At 69.6% G+C, this 15,057-nt stretch carries 13 protein-coding genes; 4 read left to right on the top strand and 9 right to left on the bottom strand.

Features of this window, described 5'->3' with window-relative positions:
* Nucleotides 1-33 precede the first annotated feature (33 nt).
* Complete coding sequence (locus OHA73_RS18510; protein ID WP_266710961.1) at nt 34-396, bottom strand: VOC family protein; 363 nt, start codon at nt 394-396, stop codon at nt 34-36.
* A gap of 87 nt (nt 397-483) precedes the next feature.
* Here OHA73_RS18510 and OHA73_RS18505 point away from each other — a divergent pair, with 87 nt between their 5' ends.
* Entirely contained in the window at nt 484-987 is a 504-nt protein-coding gene (locus OHA73_RS18505; protein WP_327655576.1) for a CGNR zinc finger domain-containing protein, read from the top strand.
* Between the two features lie 16 nt (nt 988-1,003).
* Here OHA73_RS18505 and OHA73_RS18500 read toward each other — a convergent pair whose 3' ends face one another.
* Nucleotides 1,004-2,329: a UDP-glucose dehydrogenase family protein gene (locus OHA73_RS18500; protein WP_266710959.1), complete on the bottom strand. Its 1,326-nt coding sequence runs from the start codon at nt 2,327-2,329 to the stop codon at nt 1,004-1,006.
* 204 nt (nt 2,330-2,533) lie between these two features.
* Between OHA73_RS18500 and OHA73_RS18495 the strand changes: the two genes are divergently transcribed.
* On the top strand, nt 2,534-3,691 hold the full coding sequence (locus tag OHA73_RS18495; RefSeq protein ID WP_327655575.1) for an acyl-CoA dehydrogenase: 1,158 nt from the start codon (nt 2,534-2,536) through the stop codon (nt 3,689-3,691).
* 37 nt (nt 3,692-3,728) lie between these two features.
* Here OHA73_RS18495 and OHA73_RS18490 read toward each other — a convergent pair whose 3' ends face one another.
* Genes OHA73_RS18490 through OHA73_RS18480 form a run of 3 tightly spaced genes read right to left on the bottom strand, consistent with a single transcriptional unit; the run spans nt 3,729 to nt 6,532 of the window.
* Nucleotides 3,729-4,472 carry an SAM-dependent methyltransferase gene (locus OHA73_RS18490; RefSeq protein ID WP_327655574.1) on the bottom strand — a complete coding sequence of 248 codons (744 nt, stop codon included), beginning with the start codon at nt 4,470-4,472 and terminating at the stop codon, nt 3,729-3,731.
* A 12-nt stretch (nt 4,473-4,484) separates the two neighbouring features.
* On the bottom strand, nt 4,485-5,228 hold the full coding sequence (locus OHA73_RS18485; RefSeq protein ID WP_327655573.1) for an SDR family NAD(P)-dependent oxidoreductase: 744 nt from the start codon (nt 5,226-5,228) through the stop codon (nt 4,485-4,487).
* A 26-nt stretch (nt 5,229-5,254) separates the two neighbouring features.
* Entirely contained in the window at nt 5,255-6,532 is a 1,278-nt protein-coding gene (locus OHA73_RS18480; RefSeq protein ID WP_266710955.1) for an LCP family protein, read from the bottom strand.
* 108 nt (nt 6,533-6,640) lie between these two features.
* On the opposite strand from OHA73_RS18480, the gene OHA73_RS18475 reads away from it, so the two are divergent.
* The gene (locus OHA73_RS18475; protein ID WP_266710954.1) at nt 6,641-7,186 is read left to right on the top strand and encodes an acyl-CoA thioesterase; all 546 of its coding nucleotides are present in this window, start codon (nt 6,641-6,643) and stop codon (nt 7,184-7,186) included.
* An 88-nt stretch (nt 7,187-7,274) separates the two neighbouring features.
* Here the strand turns inward: OHA73_RS18475 and OHA73_RS18470 are convergent, their stop codons facing one another.
* Entirely contained in the window at nt 7,275-8,747 is a 1,473-nt protein-coding gene (locus OHA73_RS18470) for an LCP family protein (protein WP_443063092.1), read from the bottom strand.
* 175 nt (nt 8,748-8,922) lie between these two features.
* On the opposite strand from OHA73_RS18470, the gene OHA73_RS18465 reads away from it, so the two are divergent.
* On the top strand, nt 8,923-9,969 hold the full coding sequence (locus OHA73_RS18465; RefSeq protein ID WP_266710952.1) for a glycosyltransferase family 2 protein: 1,047 nt from the start codon (nt 8,923-8,925) through the stop codon (nt 9,967-9,969).
* Between the two features lie 68 nt (nt 9,970-10,037).
* Here the strand turns inward: OHA73_RS18465 and OHA73_RS18460 are convergent, their stop codons facing one another.
* From OHA73_RS18460 to OHA73_RS18450, 3 genes are all read right to left on the bottom strand, one after another.
* Nucleotides 10,038-11,714: an LCP family protein gene (locus OHA73_RS18460; RefSeq protein WP_327655572.1), complete on the bottom strand. Its 1,677-nt coding sequence runs from the start codon at nt 11,712-11,714 to the stop codon at nt 10,038-10,040.
* A gap of 86 nt (nt 11,715-11,800) precedes the next feature.
* A complete protein-coding gene (locus OHA73_RS18455) occupies nt 11,801-13,510 on the bottom strand; it encodes an LCP family protein (protein WP_327655571.1) in 1,710 nt (569 codons plus the stop codon).
* 277 nt (nt 13,511-13,787) lie between these two features.
* Nucleotides 13,788-15,044 (bottom strand): LCP family protein, encoded by a 1,257-nt coding sequence (locus tag OHA73_RS18450; RefSeq protein ID WP_327655570.1) that lies wholly within the window; start codon nt 15,042-15,044, stop codon nt 13,788-13,790.
* Nucleotides 15,045-15,057 lie beyond the last annotated feature (13 nt).

Below are 15,057 nucleotides of genomic sequence, written 5' to 3'. Positions count from 1 at the left end.
GCCGCCCTCGTCGTCAGACGCGTCCCGCGAGGCTCAGCAGGCGCAGAGGCAGAACGGGTGCCCCGCGGGGTCCGCGTAAACCCGCCAGCTGCGGTCGCGGTCCTCCGCGTCGAGCACCGTGGCGCCCAGCGCGAGGATCTCCTTCTCGGCCGCGTCCAGGTCCTCCGCGGTCAGGTCGAGGTGGTACTGCTGCGACGCGTCCGGCGCGGGCCAGGAGGGCGCCACGTACCCGGGCGCCTGCTGGAACGCGAGGCGGTGGCCGCCCGGCGCCGCAACGTCGACCCAGCCCTCTTCGTCCCCGGTGATGCTGCCGCCGAGCACGGCGGCGTAGAACTCCGCCAGCTCACGCGGCCGCGGACAGTCCAGGACGACGACTCCGAGTTGTGCGATGGGCATGATGCCTCCTCGTGTTACCCCTATATGGGGTCAACCGGTAACTTCGGCGTTACTGGATAATCCCGCATTGCGGGTAACGTCGCAACCATGAATGCCCGCCCGACCGCACCCGGCGGCCTTGCCCTGATCGAGGCCCTGGTGAACACGCTGCTCGACATCGCGACGGGCGAGGACGCGCTGGACCGGGCCGAGGTGCGCGAGCGCTTCGGCATCGCGGCGGACGGGCTGGACGAGGCGCGCGAACTGCGCGAGTCGCTGCGCGCGGCCTGTCTGGCCCACGCGGGCCATCCGCCGCACCGCACCGTGACCCCGCTGGGCGAGCTGCTCGCGCGGGCACCGCTGCGGGTGGCGGTCGACGAGCGGGACGGCGCGGCGAGCCTGGTCCCGGTGCGCGGCGGCTCCCTGGCCGGACGCGTGGCGGCCGCCATCGCCGAGGCGCGCGGCGACGGCACCTGGGCGCGGCTCAAGGCCTGCGAGGCGGCCGACTGCCACTGGGCGTATTACGACCGGAGCCCCGCGGGCCGCGGTCGCTGGTGCGACATGGCGGTCTGCGGGGCCCGGGCGAAGATGCGGCGCTACCGCGCCAAGTAGAGCCTCGGAACGGGGTCTAGGCGGACGGACGTCCCATCGCCCGGTACGTCCACCCGGCCGCCCGCCACAGCGCACTGTCCAGCGCGTTGCGCCCGTCCAGGACCACCGGGCTCGTGGCGACCTTGGCGAGATCCGCCGGGTCGAGCTCGCGGAACTCGCGCCACTCGGTGAGGTGCAGCACGATGTCCGCCCCGCGCACCGCATCGAGGGCCGAGTCCGCGTAGCCGAGCGTCGGGAAGACGCGGCGCGCGTTGTCCATGCCCTTGGGGTCGTAGACCGTGACCTGGCCGCCCTGGAGGTGGATCTGCCCGGCGACGTTGAGGGCGGGGGAGTCGCGTACGTCGTCGGAGTCCGGCTTGAACGTGGCGCCGAGGACGGCGACCCGCTTGCCCAGGAACGCCCCGCCGCCGAGCGCCTCGCGCGCCATCTCGACCATCGCGCCGCGCCGCCGCATGTTGATGGAGTCGATCTCGCGGAGGAACGTCAGGGCCTGGTCGGCGCCCAGTTCGCCGGCGCGCGCCATGAACGCGCGGATGTCCTTGGGCAGGCAGCCGCCGCCGAAGCCGATCCCGGCCCGCAGGAACTTGTGCCCGATCCGCTCGTCGTAGCCGATCGCCTCGGCGAGCTTCGCGACATCGCCGCCGCCCGCCTCGCAGACCTCGGCCATGGCGTTGATGAAGGAGATCTTCGTGGCGAGGAAGGAGTTCGCCGACGTCTTCACCAGCTCGGCGGTCGGGTAGTCCGTCACGATGAACGGGGTGCCCTCGGCGAGCGGCTTCGCGTACACCTCGCGCAGCAGGTTCTCGGCCCTGTCGCTGTTCACGCCGACCACGATCCGGTCCGGGTGCAGCGTGTCGTTCACGGCGAAGCCCTCGCGCAGGAACTCCGGGTTCCACGCCAACTCCGCGTGCTGCGGCAGCAGTTCGGTGAGGCGGACCGCCGAGCCGACCGGCACGGTCGACTTGCCGACGACGAGCGCGCCCTCCTTCAGATGCGGGGCGAGCGAGGAGAAGGCGGCGTCGACGTAGCTCATGTCGCAGGCGTACTCGCCGTGCTTCTGCGGCGTGTTCACGCACACGAAGTGCACATCGCCGAACTCGCCTGCCTCGGCGAAGTCCATCGTGAAGCGCAGCCGCCCGCTCGAACCCTCGAACCCCGAGACGTGCCGGCGCAGGAGATCCTCCAGGCCGGGCTCGTACATCGGGACCTCGCCCCGCGTGAGCATGTCGATCTTCTCGGGCACGACGTCCAGGCCGAGCACCTCGAAGCCGAGTTCGGCCATGGCTGCGGCGTGTGTCGCGCCGAGGTAGCCGGTGCCGATCACGGTGATCTTGAGGGCCATATCGGGGGGCTCCAGAGGTGTGGGTGCTTCAGGGCGCTGCCGAGCATAGCCGTGGCGTGTGGAGGCGCCTCACCGGGCAACTTTCCGTTTGTCGCGTAGCTCACGTATCCGTGGTGTGCGCCGAGACCTAAAATTCGAGTTACTTAACGGTAATTAGCATCGACATCTGCACCAGTAAAAGCGTGGCTTGGAGCGTGAGAGACCTTGGCCGGATCGGCTGACTTCGACCTGTACCGCCCGTCCGAGGAGCACGACATGCTCCGCGACACGATCCGTGCGCTGGCCGAGGCGAAGATCGCCCCGTTCGCCGCCGCGGTGGACGAGGAGGCGCGCTTCCCGCGCGAGGCGCTCGACGCGCTGACCGCATCGGACCTGCACGCGGTGCACGTCCCCGAGGAGTACGGCGGCGCGGGCGCCGACGCGCTCGCCACGGTCATCGTGATCGAGGAGGTGGCGCGCGTCTGCTGCTCGTCCTCCCTCATCCCCGCCGTGAACAAGCTCGGCTCCCTCCCCGTGATCCTCTCCGGCTCCGAGGAGCTGAAGAAGAAGTACCTGGGCCCGCTGGCCAAGGGCGACGGCATGTTCTCGTACTGCCTGAGCGAGCCGGACGCCGGTTCGGACGCGGCGGGCATGAAGACCCGCGCCGTGCGCGACGGCGACTCCTGGGTCCTCAACGGCGTGAAGCGCTGGATCACCAACGCCGGTGAGTCCGAGTACTACACGGTGATGGCCGTCACCGACCCGGAGAAGCGCTCGAAGGGCATCTCCGCCTTCGTCGTGGAGAAGAGCGACGAGGGCGTCTCCTTCGGCGCCCCGGAGAAGAAGCTCGGCATCAAGGGCTCGCCGACCCGCGAGGTCTACCTCGACAACGTGCGGATCCCCGCCGACCGCATGATCGGCGCCGAGGGCACCGGCTTCGCCACGGCGATGAAGACCCTCGACCACACCCGCATCACGATCGCCGCCCAGGCGCTGGGCGTGGCCCAGGGCGCCCTCGACTACGCCAAGGGCTACGTCCAGGAGCGCAAGCAGTTCGGCAAGCCGATCGGCGACTTCCAGGGCATCCAGTTCATGCTCGCGGACATGGCCATGAAGATCGAGGCCGCCCGCCAGCTGACCTACGCGGCCGCCGCCAAGTCGGAGCGCGGCGACAAGGACCTGACGTTCCAGGGCGCCGCCGCCAAGTGCTTCGCCTCGGACGTCGCCATGGAGGTCACCACGGACGCCGTCCAGCTGCTCGGCGGCTACGGCTACACCCGCGACTACCCGGTCGAGCGCATGATGCGCGACGCCAAGATCACCCAGATCTACGAGGGTACGAACCAGGTGCAGCGCGTCGTCATGGCGAGGAACCTTCCGTAACACCGCTCACGCCGAGGCCCCTGATCACCCGCACGGATCAGGGGCCTTCGTGCGTCCGCCGCAGCACCAGGCACGCGAAGCCGAAGCAGTGGCGGTAGCCGCGGAGCCATTCCGTGCGGCGCTCGCCGACCAGTTCCAGGAGGTCGGCGCCGGCGGGGTGGTCCGGGTGGTCGAGGGACCAGTTCGCGACGGAGCCGAGCCAGGACCATTCGTACGCGTCCAGCTCGTGCCGGGTGCTGAGGTGCGCCGCGACCGGGGTCCAGCCGGCCTCGGCGACCCGGTCGATCGTGGTCGCCAGGTCGGCGAAGTCGCCGAGCATCTCGACCGCCTCGGCGGAGGGCGTGGCCTCCCAGTAGCCGTCGCCGATCACAACCCGGCCGCCCGGAGCCAGGTGGGCGCGGGCCGCGTCGAGCGTGGGGAGCAGGCCGCCGAAGGCGTGCGCGGCGCCGACGCTGAGCACGGCGTCGAACGGCTTCTCCGGCACGAAGTCCTCGGCCGCCTTGTGGTGCAGTGCGAGCCGGTCGCCCACGCCCGCCGCGGCCGCCCGCTCGCGGGCCTCGGTCAGGGAACTCTCGTCCAGGTCGACGCCGTCGGCCCGGGCGCCCGGATGCGTCGCGAGGGCGCGCAGCAGCCATTCGGCGGGGCCGCAGCCGAGGTCGAGGACACGCTCGTCGCCGCGGGGCAGGGCGTGGCGCAGCAGTTCGCGTACGGAGTCGTCGCCGAGCGGGGCCTTGATCGGGTGGTCGGTGTGGGCGATGCGGGAGATCTCTTCGCGATCCATCGGCGCAGCGTGTCAGGGGCGGGGGCCCGCCGCACCACCTTTTGTGACTTCCGGCAGCGCCGCGAGGTAGCCGCCGTCCACGGGCAGGCAGACCCCGTTGACGTACGAGGAGGAGGGCCCGGCCAGGAAGGCGACGACGTCGGCGATCTCCTCGGGGGAGCAGAGGCGGCCGAGCGGGTAGTCGGCCTCGACGCGGGCGCGTGCGGCGGGGTCGCGCCAGCGGTGGGCATTGCGCTCGACGGGCACGAAGCCGGGCTCGACGACATTGGTGCGCACCCCCAGCGGCCCCCACTCGGTGGCCGCCGCGCGGGCGAGCGCTCCGAGCCCCGCCTTGGCGACCGCGTACGGGGCGCAGCCGGGCGCCGCACCGTGCGCGTGCACAGAGCCGACGAGGACCACGGACGCGGGCCCCGCACCCTTGCGCCGCACCAGCTCTGCGGCGGCCTGCCAGGCGGAGACGAGCCCGACGTCGAAGACCCGGTGCCACTGCGGCGCGGTCAACTCACCGAGTGGCGCCCGCAGTTCGTGCAGCAGTGCGTGCACGAGGACGGTGGGCGCCTCGGGAGCGGCGTCGAAGGCCCGTCCGGTGACGGCCGGTTCGGTGGCGTCGCCCACCAACACCGCGTGCACGCCCGAGAGTTGACGGACCGTCGGGTCCTGGTCGACCGCGACGACATGCGTACCGCCGGCGGCGAGCCGGGCCACGATCGCCCGGCCGACCCCACCGGCGGCACCGAGAACGAGAGCGGACGTCATGACGGCATCATGACGACATCCTGGCCTCAGTCGCTGGAGACCGTGACCTTCTCGTCGTTGTTGAACTGGTCGACCAGCTGCTTGACCTTGGCCTTGTCCCACAGCAGGTTGCCGCCGACCGAACCGCTCGTCGGCATGTTCATGGACTTGCCGTCACCGCTGTTGGTGGACTTCATCGCCATGAACATCTTGCCGAGGTCCCACAGGCTCATGTCCTTGTCGACGGTGAGCGAGTCGAGACCCGCGCCCATCGTCGGGTACAGCGTGAACGGGTTCAGGACCGTCGAGGGCGAGGACACCTTGTGGGCGAGCGCCCCGAGGAACTGCTGCTGGTTCTTGGTGCGCTGCAGGTCGGACTGGGCGAAGGCGTGCCGCGTACGGACGAAGGCGAGGGCCTGCTGGCCGTCCAGGGTCTGCTTGCCCTTCTGGAAGTCGGCCCCGGACCACTTGTCCTTGAAGCCCTCCTTCAGGTTCATGTCGACGCCGCCGACCGCGTCCACGATGCTCGCGAAGCCGCCGAAGCCGATCTCCGCGTAGTGGTCGATGTGCAGACCGGTGTTGGACTCGACGGTGCGCACGAGCAGCGTCGGGCCGTCCTCCGCGTACGTGGCGTTCAGCTTCGTCTGGCGGCCCGTGGCGGGGTACGTCTTGCCGGACTCGGCGCCCTTGTACGAGGGGATCTCGACGTTCGAGTCACGCGGCAGCGAGACGAGGGTGTCCCCGTTGGAGCCGACGTGCAGGATCATCATCGTGTCCGTGCGCTTGCCCTCGGCGGAGCCGGTGTGCAGCTTCTTCTTGTCCTCGGCGGTCATGCCCTCACGGCTGTCGGTGCCGACGATCAGGTAGTTCGTGCCGTCGCCCGCCTCGGGCCGGTTGATGACCTTCGACAGGTCGACGTCGCGGTGCAGCTTGGAGTCGGCCCAGAAGTACGTGCCGATGCTCGCGACGACCACCACGAAGAGCACGGTCAGGACGGTCCACTTGATGCGCTTGCCCCAGTTGCGGGGGCGCACCGGTCGGCCGCTCGGCGGCCCGTAGTCGCCACCGTCGTCGAAGCCGGGGCCCCGGCCCCGGCCGCTCGGCTGGCCGTAGACCTGGCCCGTGTTGTACCCGTCGTCGTGCGACGCGTTGTACCCGCCGCCACCGCCGTCGTACGCGGGCGGTTGCTGCTGCTGCGGTACGGGGCGCTGCACGTGCCCCATGACACGGGCGCCTTCCGGGCGTGCGCTACCGCTGCCACGGCCGTATCCGCCGTTGCCGGCGCCGCCCTGCCTGTCGCTCCGCCCGTCGGGCCACTCATTCATAGGGCTCAGTGTGCCGTGCCCGAATGTGTGCCTCACAAGCCCTGAAGAGAAATCGCACCAGTGCTGTTGCAGAGCTAACACATTCGGTACGCGCATAAGGTTGGTGCCATGACAGACCTGGCCCACGGCACGGAATCGGATATTCCGGGCAAGGCGACTTCCGCTTCCCGCACGACGTTGTCGCACATCATGACGCACAACGACACCAACCTCCTCGGCACGGTGCACGGTGGCGTGATCATGAAACTGGTGGACGACGCGGCGGGTGCCGTGGCCGGCCGGCACTCGGGCGGACCTGCGGTGACGGCCTCCATGGACGAGATGGCGTTCCTGGAGCCCGTGCGCGTGGGCGACCTGGTGCACGTGAAGGCGCAGGTGAACTGGACGGGGCGCACGTCGATGGAGGTGGGCGTGCGGGTGCTCGCCGAGCGCTGGAACGAGTCGACGCCCGCGCAGCAGGTCGGCTCGGCGTACCTGGTCTTCGCGGCGGTCGACGCGGACGGCAAGCCCCGCACGGTCCCCCCGGTGGAACCCGAGACCGACCGCGACCGCCGCCGCTACCAGGAGGCCCAGATCCGCCGCCAACACCGCTTGGCGAAGCGCCGCGCAATCAAGGAACTGCGCGCGAGCAGTTCAAGCCCCGCCGGCGATTGAGCCGAATCAAGCCCGCTCTTCGTACGAGAGCCCGCGGGGTCCGGGGCAGAGCCCCGCGACCGCAACGCCGGCCGACCGCAACAAGAGGTCAACCACACACGACCTGGTCCCCGGTAACCGCCCCGAACGCCCCCGGATCCGCATCCTGAGCCCGCACCGCCCGCACCCCCTTGTAATCCGCCCCGGCGACCACCTTCAACGTCGACCCAAGACCGTCCACCGGCGTCATCTCCGCCCCCGGCAGGGACGCCGCCAACGACTTGGCCGACCGGTCCCACCCGGGGTCGTACAACACGGTCGTCCGCTTCGCGGTGCGGTCGTCCGCGTTGACCGGCGCCCCGGTCGTCCGGAACCCGGTCCCCTTCAACGCGGCGTCGACCTTCTTGCCGAGCCCGGAGGACATCGTCCCGTTCTCGACCTGGACGCTGATCTCCTTCGGCGAGACGTCGACCACGGCCGCCTTCTTCGCCTTCGGCAGGTGCGGAGCGAGCGGCTTGTCCTCGCGCAGCGCCTTGAACAGCGCCGCGGACTTCTTGTCGTCCCACTTCACGGTGGAGCCGATGTTCGGCACGGGGTAGCTCATGTTCCCGATCGGCACGGTCGTGAACTCCGAGGACGACGGCGAGAAGTTCCGCATCGCCCGCGCCAGGTCCACCATCTCGTCCGACCCGAATCCCTTGTCGGCACGGACCGACTGGAGCAGCGTGGAGGCGACACCGCGGAACCGGACCGGATTGAGCAGCACGCCCGACGACGTCGCCTTCGAGATCAGCGCGGCCATGAACCGCTGCTGGCGCTGCATCCGGCCGAGGTCGCCCGCACTGTCCATGTGCCGGGCCCGCACGTACTGCAGGGCCTCCCCGCCGTTCAACCGGTGCGTACCGGTGTCCAGATCGAGCCCGGTGTAGGAGTCCTTGAGCGGGGAGTCCGTGCAGATGTCGACGCCGCCGAGCTCGTCGACCGTCTTCATGAAGCTGGTGAAGTCGACCTCCAGATAGTGGTCGAGCTTCACCTTCGTCATGTGCTCGACCGTGCGCAGCGTCAGCTGCGGCCCGCCCTCCGCGTACGCCGCGTTCAGCTTCACGGGGTGCTGGTGATGCTTCTCGCCGCTGTTGATGTCGGTGTGCGCCGGCATCTCCGCGTAACTGTCGCGGGGGAGGGAGACGACGGAGGCGCGCTCGTGGTTCGCCGAGATGTGCACGATCATCACGGTGTCCGTGCAGTGGCAGGGCGCGCCGCCGAGCTTGTACTTCTGACGCTCCTCTTCGGTGATCTTGTCGCGGCCGTCGGTGCCGACGAGCAGCACGTTCATGCCGTCGCCCGCCGCGGGCCGGTTCTTCATGTCCTTGAAGGGGTCGATCCGGTGGATCCCGGCGTCGATGCCGGTGACGAGCGCGTGCCCGACGCCGGCCGCGGTGAGCACCGTCACCGAGAGCGCCGTCGCCACCCGCATGGCCCACCTGGACTTCTTCCTGAGGGGCGGACGACCGGTCCTGCGGGCCTGCCCCCGGGGACGGGAGGGCCGCTGCGGACGGTCGGGGGAGCGGGGCGGCGTGGGCACCGGGGGACACCTCCGCGGCAGTGGGCGTGGGACGCGAGCACAGTAGGCCCATACGATCTGCTGCCCACGGCAGCGACTCGGCGGCGCGCGCCCGTGTCCCCCATTAGCGGTAACGTGACCCGCGATGCTGCACTTTCCGGGGGCAACCCCCGGACCCCCGGCCGTGAAAGACGAAATGGACACCCAGAACACGAATCCCGACCGGCAGCTCCCGGCCGTCTCCGTGATCATGCCCATCCTCAACGAGGAGCGGCATCTGAAGGAGGCCGTCGAGGCGATCCTGACGCAGGAGTACGACGGCGAGATGGAGGTCGTGCTCGCTCTCGGCCCCTCCACCGACCGTACGGACGAGGTCGCCGCGCGGCTCGTCGCCGAGCACCCCAAGGTGTCCACGGTGCCGAACCCGACGGGCCGCACCCCCGCCGCCCTGAACGCCGCGATCAAGGCCTCCCGCCACCCGGTCGTCGTCCGCGTCGACGGTCATGCCGCGCTCTCGCCCGGCTACATCGCCACCGCCGTCCGCCTCATGGATGAGACCGGCGCGATGAACGTCGGCGGCATCATGCACGCCCAGGGCACCAACGCCTGGGAGCAGGCCGTCGCCGCCGCGATGACGTCGAAGATCGGCGTCGGCAACGCCGCGTTCCACACGGGCGGCGAGGCGCAGCAGGCCGAGACGGTCTATCTGGGCGTCTTCCGGCGCGAGGTGCTCGAGAAGCTCGACGGGTACAACGAGGAGTTCATCCGCGCCCAGGACTGGGAGCTGAACTTCCGGATCCGTGAGTCGGGCGGCCTCATCTGGTTCTCGCCCGACCTGAAGGTCGCCTACCGGCCCCGGCCGAGCGTCAGGGAACTCGCCAAGCAGTACCGGAACTACGGCCGTTGGCGGCACGTCGTCGCCCGCTTCCACTCCGGTTCGATCAACCTGCGCTACCTCGCCCCGCCGACCGCCGTGTGCGCGATCGCGGCGGGCGTCGTGGTCGGCGTCGCCCTCACGCCGTGGGGCTTCGTGATCCCCGGCGGCTACCTCGCGGCGATCGTCGCGGGCTCGGTCCCGGCGGGCAAGGGGCTGCCGCTGAAGGCGCGCGCCCAGATCCCCGTCGCGCTCGCCACGATGCACATGACGTGGGGCTGGGGCTTTCTGACCAGCCCGAAGTCGCTCGCGAAGAAGGTCATCGCGTCGCGCCGCCCGGCCGTGCCGCAGGAGCCCGCGGTCAACTGACCGTCAATACGCTTACAGGGCGCGGGAGTTCGCCTCCCGCGCCCTGATGTGCGTGAGAGCCGCAGGGGCTACCAGGTGTAGCCCTGCTCCACCTCCATGCACTTCGAGTCGTCCGCGCCGTTCTGCGTCTGCTCCTTGTCCAGTGCCTTGCTCGCGTCCTCGTCGTCCGTCGACTTCGGGTAGGCGGTGCCCGTCTTCCAGTCGGCGCCCACGATCAGCGTCACCCCGGACACCTCCGTCGACTCCTGCACCGAACTCAGCGGAATCCCGAGGGACTTGGCGACCGCCTGGGCGTCGCCCTCCAGGTCGTCCGACGGATAGCGGATCACTGTTCTGTCCTCGACGAGGGACTGCGCCTGGTCCGGGACCGCCTGCGTGAAGCCCTCGGCGGTGAGCGCCTGCGCCACCTGCGCGGCCCGACCGGGCGCCGCGGGCGTCGTCGCGGTCCGCGTGCCGTTGCGCACCTGCACCGCGATCTTGCCGTCGGCCGCGGCCGGATCGTCGGACGTCTCGTCCTTCGGCTTCTTCTTGTCGTCCTTGTCCTTGCCGTCGAGCGCGATGTCGTCACGGAGCAGGCGCCACAGCGCGTCGGCGTCCTTCGCCTTCGGCACCACGCGCGCACCCTCGTACACGAACGGCATCGTCGTCATCGTGATCCGCTTCGGCGCGGGCCGCTTCAGCTCGTTGCTCAGGTCGTACAGCTTCTTGACCGTGTCGAGGCCGTCGTCGACGCCGAGCGCGTTCGTCGCCTCCTCGGCGAGCGTGCGCAGCTTGGCCGGGTGGCTGAACGTCGCGTTCTTGCGCAGCTCGCGCACCATCGAGCTCATGTACATGTGCTGCGCCTTGGCGCGTGCGATGTCGCTGCCGTCCTCGAAGCCGTGCCGGGTCCGCAGCCACTGCAGGGCCTGCTCGCCCTTGACGGACGTCGTGCCCTTTCGCAGCTTCAGGCCCGAGCCCTCGCCCGAACTGTTTCTGGAGTAGACATTGGCGTTGACGCAGACCGGTACGCCGCCGATCGCGTCCGCCATCGACACGACACCCGAGAAGTCGACCATCATGTAGTGGTCGATGTGGATGCCGGTCATCTCCTCCCAGGTGGCGACCGTGCAGCCGGCGCCGCCGCGGGCCAGCGAGGAGTTCACCATCTGCCGGGAGAACGTCGCCTCGTACACCTTGCCGGACTTCGGGTCGGTGCACTTGGGCAGCCGGGTCAGGGTGTCGCGGGGCATGCTCACCACGGACATGTTGCTGCGGTCGGCCGACAGGTGCAGCAGCATCTGTACGTCGGCCAGCGGGGCGGAGCCGACGCTCTGCTTGTGCCCGCCGAGCTTCAGGTTCTCCTTGGTGTTCCGGCTGTCGGAGCCGATCAGCAGGATGTTCAGCGGCCGTTGACCCGCCGCGTTCGGCGTCGGTTCGGGCACCTTGTGCTCGCCGAGATTGAGCTTGCCCGTTTCGAGATTTCCGTTCAGATGGCGGTAGTAGAGGTATCCGGCGCCCGCCGTGCCGATGATCAGGACCGCGAGGATGCTCGCGGTCCAGCGCAGTATTCGTCGTCTGCGGCGGCGCGGCCTGACGGCCGCGCGCTGCCTGCTGCGGGTGGTGCGACCGCGGCTGTCCGCGTCGTCACCGCCCGGTGCGTCCTCGTACAGGCTGTCGTCCCACCCCAGGTCGGACGCCTGTTTCGGTGGTTCTCCCCGCCCGGCAGGCCGCCGTGTGCGCTCCCCACGCACAGTGCCTCGCCCCATGTCCTACCCCGCCCTCCCCGCCCTGTGACAGCGGCTCGGCCGCCCTCTGTCACTTACTTAGACAGTCAACAGGCGGCCGAGGTTGGTCACTTGGCGCACACAGCCTTGTCCGCTGTTGTCTTGTCGACCTCCGGCGCCTTTGCCGAAGCTCCGTCGACGGGTGTCCCCGCACCCTTGAAGTCGCCGCCGAGGATGAGCTTCATCGCCGGCAGCCCCTGATCGTTGGTCTCGCTCTGGCCCTCCTTCAGCGCGGACGCCGGAAGGCCCATGATGTCCGCGAGCCGCCGGGCCTGACTCGCCTGGTTCGGCGAGTACTCGAGGCTCGTCTTCGCCTGATTCGGCTTGTTGCCCATCTGGCTCGACTTCAGTACGCCCTCATTGTTCTGCAGTTCCGTGAGAGTTTCCTGAGCGGCGCCGGTCTTGCCACTGCCGTTGTAGATGTTGACGCGGACCGCGGAGGCGGCGGACTTGGAGCCCTTGAGCTTCGCCGCCTGCTTCTCCTTCTGCTTCTTCTTCGTCTCCGTGAGGGACACGTCGTTCTTGATCGCGTTGAAGACCGGCGGCCCGGCCGTCGGGTTCACGACGACGGTCACGGGAGTCGGCTCCGCCGGGTTGTCGATCACGGGAACCGTGGTGAACGACAGGTTCTTCGGCGGCACCTTCCTGATCTCAAGGGCCAGGTCCTTGAGGCTGCTCAGGCTGCCGATGCCCTTGTCGACGGTGAGCGCCTTGGTCGCCGCCTCGGCGAGGCTCGTCAGCTTGCGCGGGTTGGTGAGCGTGTCGCTCGAACTCATCTTGCGGGCGAGCGAACCGAGGAACTGCTGCTGCACCTTGATCCGGTCCAGGTCGCCCTGGTTGCCGAAGCTGTGCCGGGTGCGCAGGAAGGCCAGCGCCTGCTCGCCCTCCAGATTGTGCGTGCCCGCCGACAACTTGAGGTGCGAGTCCGGATCGTTGACATCCTTGCCGACGCAGACCTGGACCCCGCCCACGGCGCTGGACAGCGTCTTCACCGCGTTGAAGTCCGCCATCATGAAGTGGTCGACGGTGATGCCCGTGACCGCCTTGACGGTCTTCATGACACAGCCGGCGTCGCGTTCGTCCTGTCCGAGGCTGGTGTTGAAGCGGACGTTCGGCGTGCCCTTGATGGTCTTGAGCGAGCCGTCCTTCTGCTTCACCTCGCAGTCCGGCACGTCCACGACGAGGTCGCGCGGAATGCTCAACGCGGTCGCGTTCGTACGGTCCTTGGAGACGTGCAGCAGCACATTGGTGTCGGCGTGGCCGACGCTGCCCTTGTCGCCGTAGCCCTCGTTGCCCTTGCCGGTGCGCTTGTCGGTACCCATGACGAGGACGTTGATCGCCTCGTCCTTGGCGAAGCCGTTCTTGGCGCCGACCACGTCCTGCGACGTGATGTTGCCGTTGAGGTGCTCCCAGTACCAGTAGCCGACTCCGGCTCCCACCAGGACGACCATGGCCATGCCGCCGGCCGTCCACAGCATGACCTTCTTGGCCTTCGACTTCTTCTTCGGCCGCGAACGCCGCCGGCCGGAGCCCTGGTCCTGCGCGGGCGCCTCACGGCGTCTGCGCTGCGGAGGAACGTCGCGTCGACCGCCGCCGCCACCCTGCGGATTGCCACGGCGGGAACCGCCACCGCGCGGCGCGGCGCGGCGCGGGCTGGGCACTGCCGACTGCCCAGCGGAGGGGGTCAGTCGCAGTTCGTAGTCACCGGTGTGGGGGTTGAGCACCCACTGATCTGCGGGGTCGATGTTCTCCGCCCGCCCACGGCCTTGCGCGTCCACGGTTGTCTGTGTCCTCCGTCGGGGCCACGCGGCGCCCCACCCCCCTTAAAAGCGGGCGCCCGGTCAAGTCGGTCAGTAGTGCGCGACCTGGCTCGCAAGCATGGCCGGGTGCACCGGATCGCTCACACTATCCGCCCAGTTCAGCGTCAAGCGAGGACGGTGACAAATTCCACTCCCATACAACTGGGCAATACGGACCATATCTTTGAACCTGTGAGTCGGTTGATGACTTCCGCTTTACCCAGGGGCCGTTGAGGCGCCGTCCGGACGTCCGTTCTCAGCCGCAGGAGGCCTGTCCGGCCGTGTTGCCACGAAAGGTGGGGGCGGCAGAGGCGCCGGGTTTCCCGACGCTGCCGTAGCTGCCGTATTCGTCGTACTCGTCGTATCCGTCGGAGTATCCGCCTGATTCGCCGTCTGTGCCGTATTCGTCCTGCGCGCCGTACTCCTCGGCCGGGGACGACTGTTCGGCCACCTTCACGGGCGTGTCCTTGCGCAGCTGCGTGAACAACCGCTCGGCCGCGGGCTGCACGAGCTGGTCCCGATTGGCGTTGTACTCGTACGACTCGCGGGGCACCGTCAGGAAGCGGACGCGATCGGCGGGAATGCCGCGCATGCCGCGCACCAGGTCGTAGAGGCCGCGCAGGCTGGCGAGTCCGGGGTCGGTGGTCAGCGAGGAAGTGGCGGCGTTGAGCACGGGGTAGAGCCGGGTCGGGTTCAGCAGCACGCCGTTGCTCTGCACCTTCGCGACGAGCGCGCCGAGGAACCGCTGCTGACGGTCCATCCGGTCGGTGTCGCTGCCGTTGCCGAGGCTCTTGCGGGCGCGTACGTAGCCCAGGGCCTGCTCGCCGTTCAGATGGTGGGTGCCCGCGGCCAGCCGCACATGCGCGTCGTCGTCGTCGATCGGCCGGTCCAGGCACACCGTGACGCCGCCGACGGCGTTCACCATGTCCTTGAACCCGTCGAAGTCCACGACCATGTGGTGGTCGACCCGGACTCCCGTCATCTTCTCGACCGTACGGATCGTGCAGGCCGAACCGCCCACCTCGAAGGCGTAGTTGAACATCGCGAACATCTCGTCGTGCCGGGAGCCGTCCCGCTGCCGGCAGGTCGGCACCTCGGTCATCAGATCGCGCGGGAACGAGACGGCCGTCGCGCTCTTCCGGTCCGCCGCGACGTGCAACAGGATCGTGGTGTCGGAGCGCTGGGTGCCGTCGTTGCGGCCGTACTTCCCGTTCTTGCCCGCCCGCGAGTCGGAGCCGATGAGCAGCAGGTTCTGCGCGCCCTCGGCCAGCACGGTGGGCCGTTCCTTCTCGTAGCGCGCGAGCTCGGCGGCGGTGTCCGTGTCCTCGGTGATGTTCCCGTTGAGCCTGTCGTACGCGATCCAGCCGACGCCGCCGGCGACGAGCACCAGGAAGGCCGCGCAGATCGCCGAGTACCGCAGCCATCTCCTGCGCCGCCGCGCGCGCCCCGCGCCGGTGGGCGAGGAGCCGTGGGCCGGCCCGGGGTCCGGGGGCGTGGCAGCGGAGTCGGTCACGTACAGGTCCCCC

It is taken from the genome of Streptomyces sp. NBC_00483, assembly GCF_036013745.1.
GTDB lineage: Bacteria > Actinomycetota > Actinomycetes > Streptomycetales > Streptomycetaceae > Streptomyces.
The sequence above is the reverse complement of the archived record's forward strand: the minus strand, read 5'-3'. Positions and strand labels throughout refer to the sequence as shown.

Bases quoted from the DNA above. Each gene is read 5' to 3' on its own strand.
- OHA73_RS18510 (WP_266710961.1), bottom strand. From the start codon at position 396: ATGCCCATCGCACAACTCGGAGTCGTCGTCCTGGACTGTCCGCGGCCG.
- OHA73_RS18505 (WP_327655576.1), top strand. From the start codon at position 484: ATGAATGCCCGCCCGACCGCACCCGGCGGCCTTGCCCTGATCGAGGCC.
- OHA73_RS18500 (WP_266710959.1), bottom strand. From the start codon at position 2,329: ATGGCCCTCAAGATCACCGTGATCGGCACCGGCTACCTCGGCGCGACA.
- OHA73_RS18490 (WP_327655574.1), bottom strand. From the start codon at position 4,472: ATGGATCGCGAAGAGATCTCCCGCATCGCCCACACCGACCACCCGATC.
- OHA73_RS18485 (WP_327655573.1), bottom strand. From the start codon at position 5,228: ATGACGTCCGCTCTCGTTCTCGGTGCCGCCGGTGGGGTCGGCCGGGCG.
- OHA73_RS18480 (WP_266710955.1), bottom strand. From the start codon at position 6,532: ATGAATGAGTGGCCCGACGGGCGGAGCGACAGGCAGGGCGGCGCCGGC.
- OHA73_RS18475 (WP_266710954.1), top strand. From the start codon at position 6,641: ATGACAGACCTGGCCCACGGCACGGAATCGGATATTCCGGGCAAGGCG.
- OHA73_RS18465 (WP_266710952.1), top strand. From the start codon at position 8,923: ATGGACACCCAGAACACGAATCCCGACCGGCAGCTCCCGGCCGTCTCC.
- OHA73_RS18460 (WP_327655572.1), bottom strand. From the start codon at position 11,714: ATGGGGCGAGGCACTGTGCGTGGGGAGCGCACACGGCGGCCTGCCGGG.